The sequence below is a fragment of the Microbacterium sp. M4A5_1d genome, from assembly GCF_053345465.1.
The window spans coordinates 296,169-308,584 of the sequence record NZ_JBKFAD010000001.1 but is presented as its reverse complement, the minus strand read 5'-3'; the positions used below and the strand labels follow the sequence as shown (position 1 = coordinate 308,584).

The 12,416-nt window shown below is 69.3% G+C and carries 12 protein-coding genes and 1 tRNA gene; 7 read left to right on the top strand and 6 right to left on the bottom strand.

Annotated features, from left to right (window positions below):
• Positions 1-46: 46 nt before the first annotated feature.
• Positions 47-1,807, top strand: a complete 1,761-nt coding sequence (leuA, locus tag ACLBWJ_RS01380) for a 2-isopropylmalate synthase (RefSeq protein WP_269266218.1) — start codon at positions 47-49, stop codon at positions 1,805-1,807.
• Positions 1,808-1,924: 117 nt separating this feature from the next.
• On the opposite strand, the gene ACLBWJ_RS01375 is transcribed toward leuA, so the two are convergent.
• Complete coding sequence (locus ACLBWJ_RS01375; protein ID WP_447660079.1) at positions 1,925-2,593, bottom strand: exonuclease domain-containing protein; 669 nt, start codon at positions 2,591-2,593, stop codon at positions 1,925-1,927.
• 144 nt (positions 2,594-2,737) lie between these two features.
• Here ACLBWJ_RS01375 and ACLBWJ_RS01370 point away from each other — a divergent pair, with 144 nt between their 5' ends.
• Positions 2,738-3,637, top strand: a complete 900-nt coding sequence (locus ACLBWJ_RS01370; protein WP_447659604.1) for an alpha/beta fold hydrolase — start codon at positions 2,738-2,740, stop codon at positions 3,635-3,637.
• Here ACLBWJ_RS01370 and ACLBWJ_RS01365 read toward each other — a convergent pair.
• The gene (locus ACLBWJ_RS01365) at positions 3,597-4,157 is read right to left on the bottom strand and encodes a CGNR zinc finger domain-containing protein (RefSeq protein ID WP_274177886.1); all 561 of its coding nucleotides are present in this window, start codon (positions 4,155-4,157) and stop codon (positions 3,597-3,599) included. The two genes, ACLBWJ_RS01370 and ACLBWJ_RS01365, sit on opposite strands and share 41 nt — an antisense overlap.
• A 74-nt stretch (positions 4,158-4,231) precedes the next feature.
• Between ACLBWJ_RS01365 and ACLBWJ_RS01360 the strand changes: the two genes are divergently transcribed.
• Complete coding sequence (locus ACLBWJ_RS01360; protein WP_274177887.1) at positions 4,232-5,239, top strand: DMT family transporter; 1,008 nt, start codon at positions 4,232-4,234, stop codon at positions 5,237-5,239.
• Here ACLBWJ_RS01360 and ACLBWJ_RS01355 read toward each other — a convergent pair.
• The 3 genes from ACLBWJ_RS01355 to ACLBWJ_RS01345 form a co-directional block, all read right to left on the bottom strand.
• On the bottom strand, positions 5,205-5,675 hold the full coding sequence (locus ACLBWJ_RS01355) for an Lrp/AsnC family transcriptional regulator (protein ID WP_274177888.1): 471 nt from the start codon (positions 5,673-5,675) through the stop codon (positions 5,205-5,207). The two genes, ACLBWJ_RS01360 and ACLBWJ_RS01355, sit on opposite strands and share 35 nt — an antisense overlap.
• Before the next feature lie 77 nt (positions 5,676-5,752).
• Entirely contained in the window at positions 5,753-6,355 is a 603-nt protein-coding gene (locus ACLBWJ_RS01350; RefSeq protein WP_114589498.1) for a histidine phosphatase family protein, read from the bottom strand.
• Between the two features lie 37 nt (positions 6,356-6,392).
• Positions 6,393-7,241, bottom strand: coding sequence for a Sir2 family NAD-dependent protein deacetylase (locus tag ACLBWJ_RS01345; protein WP_447659603.1), 849 nt, complete (start codon positions 7,239-7,241; stop codon positions 6,393-6,395).
• Between the two features lie 55 nt (positions 7,242-7,296).
• Here ACLBWJ_RS01345 and ACLBWJ_RS01340 point away from each other — a divergent pair, with 55 nt between their 5' ends.
• Positions 7,297-8,088 (top strand): TrmH family RNA methyltransferase, encoded by a 792-nt coding sequence (locus ACLBWJ_RS01340; RefSeq protein ID WP_447659602.1) that lies wholly within the window; start codon positions 7,297-7,299, stop codon positions 8,086-8,088.
• Here the strand turns inward: ACLBWJ_RS01340 and ACLBWJ_RS01335 are convergent, their stop codons facing one another.
• Positions 8,089-8,934, bottom strand: a complete 846-nt coding sequence (locus ACLBWJ_RS01335) for an SGNH/GDSL hydrolase family protein (protein WP_282500973.1) — start codon at positions 8,932-8,934, stop codon at positions 8,089-8,091.
• 78 nt (positions 8,935-9,012) lie between these two features.
• Between ACLBWJ_RS01335 and ACLBWJ_RS01330 the strand changes: the two genes are divergently transcribed.
• The 3 genes from ACLBWJ_RS01330 to ACLBWJ_RS01320 all read left to right on the top strand — a co-directional run bounded on the left by ACLBWJ_RS01330 (position 9,013) and on the right by ACLBWJ_RS01320 (position 12,409).
• A complete protein-coding gene (locus ACLBWJ_RS01330; protein ID WP_404568564.1) occupies positions 9,013-10,857 on the top strand; it encodes a DEAD/DEAH box helicase in 1,845 nt (614 codons plus the stop codon).
• Positions 10,858-10,953: 96 nt separating this feature from the next.
• A tRNA-Leu gene (locus ACLBWJ_RS01325) sits at positions 10,954-11,038 on the top strand.
• Positions 11,039-11,110: 72 nt separating this feature from the next.
• Positions 11,111-12,409, top strand: coding sequence for a M20/M25/M40 family metallo-hydrolase (locus ACLBWJ_RS01320; RefSeq protein ID WP_282500974.1), 1,299 nt, complete (start codon positions 11,111-11,113; stop codon positions 12,407-12,409).
• Positions 12,410-12,416: the final 7 nt, after the last annotated feature.

Genomic DNA, 12,416 nt, shown 5'->3' with positions numbered 1-12,416 from the left:
GCTTCGCGTTGGCCCGTCACACCCGATGAGGAAGAGCGAGACGACCATGGAGAACAACCAGAAGCCTTCGGGCATGCCGATCCACAAGTATCGGCCGTTCCACGAGCAGATCCGCGTCGATCTGCCCGACCGCACCTGGCCCGCGAAGCGCATCGAGACGGCGCCCCGCTGGTGCGCCGTCGATCTGCGGGACGGCAATCAGGCGCTCATCGATCCGATGAGTCCCGAGCGCAAGCGCGTGATGTTCGAGCTGCTCGTGAAGATGGGGTACAAGGAGATCGAGGTCGGGTTCCCGAGCGCGAGCCAGACCGACTTCGACTTCGTGCGCCAGCTGATCGAGGACGGTTTGATCCCCGACGACGTGACGATCCAGGTGCTGACGCAGGCTCGCGAGCACCTCATCAAGCGCACGTACGAAGCGATCGCCGGCGCGAAGCAAGCGATCGTCCACCTGTACAACTCGACGAGCATCCTGCAGCGTGAGGTGGTCTTCCGCACCGACCGCCAGGGCATCATCGACATCGCACTCGAGGGCGCGCGCCTGTGCCGCCAGTACGAGCAGACCATCCCCGAGACCGCCGTCTACTACGAGTACTCGCCCGAAAGCTACACCGGCACCGAGCTCGAGTTCGCCGTCGACGTCTGCAACCAGGTCATCGAGATCTTCGAGCCGACGCCCGACCGCAAGGTCATCATCAACCTGCCGGCAACCGTCGAGATGGCCACGCCGAACGTGTACGCCGACTCGATCGAGTGGATGAGCCGTCACCTCGCGCATCGCGAGAACGTCGTGCTGTCGCTGCATCCCCACAACGACCGTGGCACCGCGATCGCTGCCGCGGAGCTCGGCTACATGGCCGGCGCCGACCGCATCGAGGGCTGCCTGTTCGGAAACGGGGAGCGCACCGGCAACGTCGACCTCGTCGCGCTCGGCATCAACCTGTTCACGCAGGGCATCGACCCGCAGATCGACTTCAGCGACGTCGACGGCATCAAGCGCACGGTCGAATACTGCAACCAGCTGCCCGTGCCCGAGCGGAGCCCCTGGGCCGGAGACCTCGTGTTCACCGCGTTCAGCGGCTCGCACCAGGACGCCATCAAGAAGGGCTTCGAGGCGATGTCCGCACGTGCGGCTGCCGACGGCGTCTCGATCGACGAGATCGAGTGGGCGGTGCCCTACCTGCCCGTCGACCCCAAGGACCTCGGTCGTTCGTACGAAGCCGTGATCCGGGTCAACTCGCAGTCGGGCAAGGGCGGCGTCGCCTACCTGCTGAAGACCGACCACGCCCTGGATCTGCCGCGCAAGCTGCAGATCGAGTTCTCGGGAGTCGTGCAGGAGAAGACGGATGCCGAGGGCGGCGAGGTCACGAGCGAGCAGATCTGGTCGATCTTCACCGACGAGTACCTGCCCGCACCGGCCGACGACGACAAGTGGGGCCGGTTCGAGCTGCTCGGCACCCGCACGCAGAGCGACATGTCGGGTGACGTCCGGCTCGACGTCACACTGCGCGACGGTGACGAGCACGACGATGTGTCCGGTGTCGGCAACGGCCCGATCGCGGCGTTCCTCGCGGTGCTGCGCGACCGCGGCTTCGACATCTCGCTCTACGACTACGTCGAGCACACGCTGAGCTCGGGTGGCGACGCTCAGGCGGCGGCCTACGTCGAGCTGCAGGTCGATGACCAGCGACTCTGGGGCGTCGGCATCGACGGCGACATCTCGACCGCGAGCCTGAAGGCCGTCGTATCGTGCGTCAACCGCGCGATCCGCACCCGCGAGCGCTCGTCGGAGCTGACCGCGGTCTGAGGATCGTCGCACCGCCGCGAGGGCGGCCTCGCAGGTCGGGGCCGCCCTCGCGGCGGCCTCATCCGCCCACCTGCCGGGCCTCGCTTTCCGCCCGGCGGGCCTCCGGACGCCGACCGATCAGCGGATGGGCCACGACCCGTCGACGTCGGCGTCGATCCGTCCGATGCTCACGAAGTACTCGGTGAGACTCTCCGCCTGGGCCCGCGCCCAGCCGACCTGGCGGGTGTGAAGCTCGGCGGCGGTCGACGGCAGCCCATCGGCGAACCGCTCAGCGAGAATCTGCGCGACGCGCCCCGCTGCGATCGCATCTGCGGATGCCTCGTGCGCCCCGGTGAGCGTGACGGCGTAGTGCTCGGCGACGACCGACAGCGTGCGCTTCCCGCGGCGGTAGCGGTCGTACCGTTTGTCGATGACGAGCGGATCGATGACGGGGGAGGGCGAGTGAATCGGATCGATCCTGTGCCGGAGCGCTTCGTACTTGAGCATCGAGAAATCGAACGGCGCGTTGTACGCCACCACCGGGATGCCGGCGTCGAACAGGCCCCGCAGGGCGGCGACGACTTCCGCGACCACGTCGGCCGCGGGCCGTCCGTGCCGACGGGCGTGCTCGGTCGTGATGCCGTGGATCGCCGCCGCACCATCGGGGATGTCGATTCCCGGGTCGGCCAGCCAGCTGTCGGCCCGCACCGGTGTTCCGTCGGCGTCGAGGACGCCGACGTGCGCCGTCACGATGCGATCCACGGTGACCTCGACGCCCGTTGTCTCCAGATCGAAGACCCCGACCACCTGGCACCATTCGGGTGCCGAGCCGGGCCATAGGTCGAGTTCGGGCGTTGCGACGACGAGAGGGCGATCCGGCTCCACGGAATCGAGGCTACGGCTCGGGTCGGACACGCCGGATCCGACGCGCCGCCTCCGTAGACTCGACGGGTGCCGACCGTCTCTCCGTACGACTCCCTGCTCGCGCGCATCCCGGTGCGCCGCCTCGAGACCGACATCCTCGGCGGAACGACCGCGTACTGGGTCTACGGGCGCGACGATGCACCTCAGACGCTCCTGGCGGTACACGGGTTCCGGGGAGAGCACCACGGTCTCGAGCCCGTCGTCGCTCACCTCGGCGACGTGCGCGTCATCATGCCCGACCTGCCGGGTTTCGGCGAGACCCCCGCGATACCGGGACGCGAACACGACCTCGAGACATACGCCGACTGGCTCACCGCATTCGCGGCCGTGGTCGCTCCCGGCGCGGTGGTCGTCGGCCACTCATTCGGCTCGATCGTCTCCGCCGCCGCGGTGGCGGGCGGGCTTCCTACCCCTCGGCTGATCCTCATCAACCCCATCGGGGCGCCCGCGCTCGAGGGACCCCGTGGGGTCTTCACGCGCCTCGCTGTCTGGTATTACGACGTCGGGGCGCGCCTGCCGCGGCGAGCGGGCGAAGCGTTGCTGCGCAATCGCCTCATCGTCCGGGTGATGAGCCTCGCGATGGTCAAGACGCGAGACCGGACCCTGCGCCGGTTCGTCCATGAGCAGCACGACACGTACTTCTCGAGCTTCGCCGATCGCGACGTGCTCCGCGACGCCTTCGTGACGTCCGTCTCGAACGACGTCCGCGCATTCGCTCCGCGCATCTCTCAGCCGACCCTGCTCGTCGCCGCCGTTCAGGACGACATCACCCCGATCGAGGCCGAACGCCGGCTGCGCGAGCTGTTCCCCGTGGCCGAGCTGGTTGAGATCGACGGCGTGGGGCACCTCATCCATTACGAGAAGCCCCGCGAGGCCGCCGCCGCGATCAGGCGGTTTCTCGCGCTTTCCGACGACGGTACGCGTTGACGTTCATGCGGTTGCCGCAGTTGCCGGTGTCGCAGTAGCGCTTCGAACCGTTCTTGGAGAAATCGACGTAGACCGCCGCGCAGTCGTCGGCGGCGCAGATCCGCACGCGGTCGTACGCGTCGGCGCGGATGACGTCGACGAACGCCATGCCGGCCTCCACGAGCACGCGCGTTGCCAGAGGCGCGTCGTCGGGAGTCGCGTGGATATGCCAGTCGTATCCGTCGTGGATCACCAGCTGAGGCTGCGCGCGGCCGTCGCGCAGCATCGCGTTCACGTGGGGCACGGCGGAGTCCCGGTCGAGCTCCCAGAGCTCGTGAAGGCGCGGCCGGATGCCGCGCATCGCCTGCAGCTCCGCCTCGTCGCGCACGATCGCGCCGGTGAAGGCGAACTCGGTGAGAAAGGCATCCAGGTCGTCCCCGTCGACGAGCGTGTCGGCGGCGTCCGCGCTCGTGAGCGGGAGCGTGTTGACCAGTGCAGCAGTCGCGCGCAGCGACAATTCCGTGTCATGGATGAAGACCACGTTGACTCCTGACGATCGCGAGCGTTACTGTCACGAGTGTAGATAACTTTCACCCCTGACCACCGAGGCTGCCGATGACGAACCCGACCGCGCCCCTGCCCATCATCGCAGGCGCACCGGAGACACCGCCCACTGGCGTCCCGGGCAGGCGAACCGCGGGCATGGCCATGGCCATCGCCTCCGCGCTGGCGTTCTCGTCGAGTGGTCCGCTCGTGAAGCCGCTCCTCGAGAACGGCTGGTCGCTCGGCGCCGCGCTGTTCATCCGGATCGGCGTCGCAGCCCTCGTGCTGTCGCCGTTCCTGATTCGCGCGATCGCTCGGGAACGGCACTTCCTGCGCCGGCACGGACTCGCGTTGATCGCTTTCGGTGCGATGCCCGTCGTCGGTTGCCAGTTGTTCTACTTCTCAGCGATGCAGCGGATGCCGGTCGCCGTCGCCCTCCTCATCCAGTATCTGGCGCCCGTCCTCCTGGTGATCTGGGTATGGCTCACCACCCGCCGCCGACCGTCACCGACGGTGATCGCCGGTTCCGTCGTCGCCATGGCGGGTCTGGTGCTGGTCGTCGACATCGCCGGAGCCCGTTTCGACTTCTGGGGCACTCTCCTCGCCCTCGGTGCCGCCCTCTGCACGTGCGTGTACTTCGTCATGGCCGAGCGCACCGGCGACACGCTGCCGCCCCTCGTCCTGGCCGCCGGAGGCATGGTCATCGCGAGCGCGATCATCGGCACCCTCCTTCTCACGGGCTTCCTGCCCTTCGCGACGAGCACCGTGCTCGCAGACGTCGTCGGGATGCAGCTGCCGCCCATCGTCGTCCTGCTCTGGGTGGGCGCCGCGACCGGGACCGCCTACGCCCTGGGAGTCTCCGCGGTTCCGCGCACGGGGTCGCGTCTGGCATCGTTCATCGGTCTCTCGGAGGTTCTGTTCGCACTCGGCTTCGCGTGGCTGCTCCTGGCCGAGGCGCCCGCGCCGGTCCAGTTCGTCGGCGGGGCGCTCATCCTCGTCGGTGTGGTCCTCGTGCGGCTCGACGCCGAACGCGCACCGGCAGCCGTCAGCCCGCGCGCCCCTCAGCGAGCAGCGGCTTGACCCGGTGCGGGATCACGTCGTCCATGATGAGCGAGGTCTCCGTGCGTTCGACCCCATCGATGGCGAGGATGCGCGCGTCAACGGCGAAAAGGTGCTGCGTGTCGCGCGCGACCACGCGGACCATCAGGTCGACCTGACCGCTCAGCCCCTGAGCCTGCAGCACCTCGGGGATGGTTGCGAGCTCCTGCGCGATACGGGGCAGGTCGGGCTGACGGAGCACGACGCTGATGAGCGCCTCGATCGGGAAGCCGAGAGCACGCATCGAGATCGACCGCTCGTACGAGAGGAAGACACCCGACTGCTCCAGCCGTGCCATCCTCCCCTGGACCGTGTTGCGTGACATGCGCAGGCGCTCGGCGAGCGCGACCACCGTCGCGCGGGGGTCATCGGCGAGAGCTTCGAGCAACGCGAGGTCGACGCGGTCGTGCATGGTCATGATGCTGGACGATACACCGCTCGGAGCCCCACCTCGGAGCATCGCCTCTCGCGGCGAGCGACGGGGCGGCGGCAGGGTCAGATCGTCGCGAGCGCGGGGGAGTCGATGAGGCGCAGACGCTCGCGCTCCATGACGAAGGTGTGGGCCGATCCGTTGGCGAGGCGGACTCCCTGCAACGGGAACTCCTCTGCGGTCGCATGCCGGATGACCTCACGGATGAGGGCGCCGTGCGCGACGACGATCAGCGGCACCGCGATCGGTGCCGTGGTGGCACGCGCATCGCGGACGGCCCGCTCGAGCCCGCGCAGCGCCCGCTCGCGGACCACCGGCCACGGCTCCGCGTTCGGCACGTCGGCCACGGCCCATTCGCCCCAGCGAGCGTGGAACTCCTCGACCCCGACGCCCTCGGCATCCCCGTAGCCGCGCTCCCGCAGCTCCGGATAGGTGCGCGGCGCAGCGGCCCCCAGCCCGTCTGCGATGATCCGAGCCGTCTCGGCTGCGCGCGAGAGGTCGCTGGAGGCAACGACCGCATCCCCGTCGAGCGACTCCCGCAGGGCGGCGGCGACAGCGCGAGCCTGCTCACGTCCGGTGTCGTTGAGGGGGATGTCGGTGGAGCCCTGGATCCGCCGTTCACGATTCCAGTCGGTCTCACCATGGCGCACGAGGGTCAGGATGGTCACCTCTCGACCCTACGCTGACGGTCGTCCGACCTCGACCTCACCGCCGGGACGGCAGCGCGTCGGCCAACACACGCAGGACATGACTCGTGCCGTCATCGATCTTGACGGTTGCCTTCGGGTCGGAGCGCGTCGCGCCTCGGTTGATGATGACCACCGGGAGCTTGCGGCGGCGTGCGCGCTCGACGAGCCGGACGCCCGAGTTGACCACCAGCGACGACCCGGCGACGATGAGCGCGCCGCTCGTGCGCACCAGCTGCTCGGCCTCCGCGAACTTCTCACGCGGCACGAACTCGCCGAAGAAGACGACATCCGGTTTCAGCATGCCACCGCAGACCGTGCACGTGGGCACGATGAAGCCGTCGCTCGTCGCGGGCGGGACGTCGCCGTCGGGGCCCAGCTCGACGTTCTCGGGGACCGTGATCCACGGATTGTCCCGTTCCACGCGCTCGGCGAGATCGCGCCGGTCGAAGACCTGACCGCAGTGCAGGCAGAACACGCGTCGCATCGTTCCGTGCAGCTCGACCACCCGGCTGCTTCCGGCCCGCAGATGCAGACCGTCGACGTTCTGCGTGATGACGCCCGTGACGACGCCGGAGCGCTCGAGATCCGCCAGCGCCGCATGCCCGTCGTTCGGTCGCGCCGCCGCGAAAGCCTGCCAGCCGAGATGGCTGCCGACCCAGTACCGCCGACGCGCGTCAGCGCTCGCGAGGAACTGCTGCGCCGTCATGGGCGTGCGCACCGGCGCTCCGGCGCCGCGGTAGTCCGGGATGCCCGAGTCGGTCGACACGCCGGCTCCAGTGAGCACCGCGATGCGACGGCCCGCGAGTACCTGCAGGGCGTTGTCGATCTCGTCGCCCGCGGGCGTCTCGAGGTCGGGGTTCGTCACAGTCCCACTCTACGAGCGTCAGCGCATCGCCCGGGCGACGTGACAGGCTGAGACAGTGCCCGTGATCCGCATCGACGACGCCACCGACCCCCGCCTCTCGGACTACCGCGACCTGACCGATGTCGCGCTGCGCCGGGTGCTCGAGCCCGCAGGCGGCCTCTACATCGCCGAGTCGGCGAAGGTCATCTCTCGCGCTCACGCAGCAGGGCACCGCGCGCGCTCGTTCCTCGTGCAGGAGAAATGGCTTCCGGATGTGGCCGACCTCGCAGGCGACGCGACGGTCTTCGTCGTCTCGGACGAGGTCGCCGAGCAGGTGACCGGTTACGCCGTGCACCGCGGAGCCCTCGCCGCCATGCACCGGCCCGTCACGGCACCGGTCAGTGAGATCGTCGCGGACGCCCGGCTCGTGCTGGTGCTCGAGGACATTGTCGACCACACGAACGTCGGCGCCGCCTTCCGAGCTGCCGCCGGTCTGGGGGCCGATGCGGTGCTCGTGAGCGAGCGCTGCGCCGACCCCCTCTACCGCCGCAGCGTCCGCGTCAGCATGGGCACGGTCTTCCAGGTGCCGTGGACGCGTCTGCCGGCCTGGCCGGAGGCGGCGCCGCTGCTCCACGAGGCCGGTCTCCACCTCGCCGCCCTCGCCCTCGCGGACGGAGCCGTCCCGCTCGATGAGTTCGCCGCAGCGCGGCGCGATCGGGTGGCACTGCTCATGGGGACCGAGGGCGACGGGCTCAGCCGGCGCGCCCTCGCGGTCGCCGACACCGTCGTCACCATCCCGATGGCCGGCGGAGTGGACTCCCTCAACGTCGCCGCGGCCGCCGCGGTGTCGCTCTGGGCCCTGCGCTGATCAGTCGGGGTCGTCGGCGCGCCGCAGGACGGGCAGCGGCTCGGGCCGCTTGGCGGTGATGTGGTCGCCCGAGGACTGATGCCGGAGCCGGCGCAGCACCCACGGCATGAGGTACTCGCGAGCCCAGACGAGGTCGTTCGCGCGGGCCGCCCGCCAGGTCAGCACCGGTGTCGTGTCGGGCTGCATCGGTTGCAGGTCGTTGGGCACGTTGAGCGCCCGCAGCACCATGCGCGCAACCTCGTGGTGGCCGAGCGAGTTGTAGTGCAGCCGGTCGTCGTCGAAGAAGCGCATGTCCTGCACCTCTTTTAGCGCCCACTGATCGGCGACGATCGCGTCGTAACGGTCGGCGATCGCCCGGATGTTCTCGTTGTAGATCGCCACCCGGCCGCGGATGCCGCGGAAGACCGGGGTGAAGTTGGTGTCGATGCCGGTGAAGAGCACGAGCGTCGCGCCCGTCGACGACAGGCGTACGACGGCATCTTCGAACTGCTGCGCAACGGCGTCGGGGTCGGACCCCGGTCGGATGACGTCGTTGCCGCCCGCCGAGAAGGTGACCAGGTCGGGCTTGAGCGCGAGTGCGGGCTCGATCTGATCCGTCACGATCTGGCCGATGAGCTTGCCCCGGACGGCGAGATTCGCGTACGCGAAGTCGGGCACCTGTGAGCTGAGCACCTCGGCCACGCGGTCGGCCCAGCCGCGGTGCCCGCCGGGGCTGCCGGGCTCGGGGTCGCCGATTCCCTCGGTGAACGAGTCGCCGATCGCGACCATGCGACGCCACGGGTGAGCGGTCTCGTTCGGCACATAGGGTGTGCGCCGCGCGTCCTCGGATGGCTCGTTGTTTCTCATGACCCTCCTCGAAGCTCCGTACCTGCCACGCTATCTCGTGCCGGGCGATCGTGTGGGTGGGGTCGTTTAAGGTGGTCCATCGTGACAGAGGACCCCCAGGAGCATTTCGGAAGCTTCGCCGCAGAACACCTGTCACCCTCGTTCCCGCAGCGTGCGCCGTGGGGTACCGCTCAGCGCCTGCGTGCGTGGCAGGCAGAGGCGCTGGACCAGTACTTCGGCGCCGACGGCCCGGAGGGTGTCGGACGCGGACCGCGCGACTTCCTCGCCGCTGCGACCCCCGGCGCCGGTAAGACGACGTTCGCTCTCCGCCTGGCGTCGGAGCTGCTGCGCCGTGACGTTGTCGATCGCATCATCGTGGTCGCCCCCACCGAGCACCTCAAGACGCAGTGGGCGGATGCCGCCGGCCGAGTCGGCATCCGTCTCGATCCGCGTTTCAGCAACCGCCACGGGATGCCGTCGCGGCAGTACCACGGCGTCGCGGTGACCTACGCGCAGGTCGCGGTGAAGGCATCCGTCCACCAGCGGCTGACGATGGATGCCCGCACGCTGGTCATCCTCGACGAGGTCCATCACGGCGGCGACGCGCTGAGCTGGGGCGATGCGCTGCGCGAGGCCTACGGCAGGGCGACGCGACGTCTGCTTCTCTCGGGAACACCGTTCCGAAGCGACACCGCTCCGATTCCGTTCGTGGAGTATCACCCGAACGAGAAGGGCATCCGCCTCTCCAAGACGGACTTCAACTACGGCTACGGACGCGCCCTCGCCGACGGTGTCGTGCGCCCTGTGCTGTTCCTCGTCTACGCCGGCCACATGAAGTGGCGGACGAAGACCGGCGACGAATTCGAGGCCCACCTCGGCCAGGACAACACGAAGGACATCACCTCGCAGGCGTGGCGCACCGCGCTGAACCCCGAGGGCGACTGGATCCCCGCCGTGCTGAGGTCTGCAGACCGTCGCCTGAGCGAGGTGCGCCAGGACGTGCCCGACGCCGGCGGCCTCGTCATCGCGACGGACCAGACGGCGGCGCGGGCGTATGCGGAGATCCTGCATCAGATCACCGGCGAGGCGCCGACCGTCGTGCTGTCGGACGACAAGTCCGCGTCGGGCAACATCGAGATCTTCGCGCAGTCGACCACCCGGTGGATGGTCGCGGTGCGCATGGTGTCCGAGGGCGTCGACGTTCCGCGGCTCGCGGTGGGCGTCTACGCCACGTCCTCCTCGACCCCGCTGTTCTTCGCGCAGGCGATCGGGCGTTTCGTCCGGGCTCGTCGTCGCGGCGAGACGGCGAGCGTCTTCCTCCCGAACGTGCCCGTCCTGCTCAACCTCGCCGCTGAGATGGAGCGTCAGCGCGACCACGCGCTCGACCGAGAGGCAGGCGACGACGACGGCCTCGAAGACACCCTCCTCGCCGAGGCGGAGAGCGAGGACAAGGCCTCCGATGAGCTCACCCAGGAGTTCAGCTACCAGGCGCTCGGCTCCGTCGCCCACTTCGACCGCGTCCTCTTCGACGGCGCCGAGTTCGGCCAGCTCGCGGTGCCCGGCACGCCCGAGGAGGAGGAGTTCCTGGGCATCCCCGGACTTCTCGAGCCCGAGCACGTGCACGAGCTGCTCATGCAGCGCCAGTCGCGGCAGACCAAGCACCGGCACAGCCGCGAGGCACGCGAGAGCGCAGCGGGTGCCGCATCCGGCGGGGATGCTCCCAGCGCCGAGTCGACACTGCCCGAGCCGTTGCACCGGTCGCTGAAGGAGCAGCGACAGCTCCTGAACAGCCTCGTCGGCCTGTACGCCCGCCAGAGCGGTGAGCCGCACGGCCAGATCCACGCCGAGCTTCGTCGCGTGTGCGGCGGACCGGCTGTGTCGCATGCGACCGTGGCCCAGCTCCAGGCGCGCATCGCGGTCCTGCGATCACGCGTGAGATCGTGACGTCGTCGGCGCGCCACGCCCGGCGTGCCGACGATTCTCCGCCCCGCCGGTGACGTGTTAGTGTTGTTCCTCGGTTGGGAACAACTGAAAAACACTGCGCGGGTGGCGGAATAGGTAGACGCGCTAGCTTGAGGTGCTAGTGCCCGTATAGGGCGTGGGGGTTCAAGTCCCCCCTCGCGCACAGTGAAAGAAGGGCTCCGGAAACGGAGCCCTTCGTCATTTCCCGGAACGGTTCACGACTACCGTGGAGAGCATGTCCGAGTACGACGATCTGCCCGAGGTCGCCCGCGTCGCGCGGGATCTGATCCGCTTCGACACGACCAACTTCGGCGAGGGGCGCTCGCGCGGCGAACGCGAAGCGGCCGAGTACGTGGGGGCCTATCTCGAGGCGCTCGGACTTCGACCCGAGTACTACGAGCCGATCCCGCGGCGCACGAACGTCTCTGTGCGCATACCGGGTCGCGACAGCGCGAAGCCGGCTCTCGTCCTGCACGGCCACCTCGACGTCGTGCCGGCCGTGGCGGAAGACTGGAGCGTCGACCCGTTCGCGGGCGTCGTCCGCGACGGGATGCTGTGGGGTCGCGGCGCCGTGGACATGAAGGACATGGACGCGATGATCCTCACGTCCGTGGCCGAGCTCCTGCGCGCGGGGGAGCAGCCCGAGCGCGATCTCGTCGTCACGTTCTTCGCCGACGAGGAGAACGGCGGGGTCGAGGGATCGCAGCTCGTCGTGCGCGATCGGCCCGAGTGGTTCGCCGGTGCGACCGAGGCCATCAGCGAGGTCGGCGGATACTCGATCGGCGTCGACGGGCACCGGGCATACCTGCTGCAGGTCGGCGAGAAGGCCCTCGTCTGGCTGCGGCTCCACGCCACCGGACGAGCGGGCCACGGCAGCCGGCTGCATCCGGAGAACGCCATCACGCGTCTGTCCGAGGCCGTCGCGAAGCTCGGTCGCGCGCACTGGCCGATCGAGCTCACGCGCACGACCCGACGACTCGTCGACGACCTCGCGGCGCTCAGTGGCCGGGACGCGTCGGATCCGGATGCCGTCGCCGACGCGACCGGGCCGACGTCCGCGTTCCTCGCGTCGACCTTCCGGACCACGACGAATCCGACGGGTCTGACCGCGGGGTACAAGCACAACGTCATCCCCGATGCCGCGTCCGCTGCGATCGACGTGCGCACGCTCCCGGGACAGGAGGATGCGGTGCTGGCGGAGATCCAGCGAATCGTCGGCGACGACATCCGTATCGAGATCGTGCATCGCGACATCGGCCTCGAGGTCCCCTTCGCGGGGTCGCTCGTCGACACCATGGTCGGCGCGCTCGGCCGACACGATCCCGGCGTGCCCGTGCTGCCGTACCTCATGGGCGGCGGCACCGACAACAAGGCGCTGTCCGAGCTCGGCATCGCAGGATTCGGCTTCGCGCCGTTGCGCCTCCCGGCCGACATGGACTTCACGGGTATGTTCCACGGTGTCGACGAACGCGTCCCGATCGACGCGCTCGTCTTCGGGCAGCGCGTGCTCATCGATCTCATCCGCACGTACTGAAAGGCCG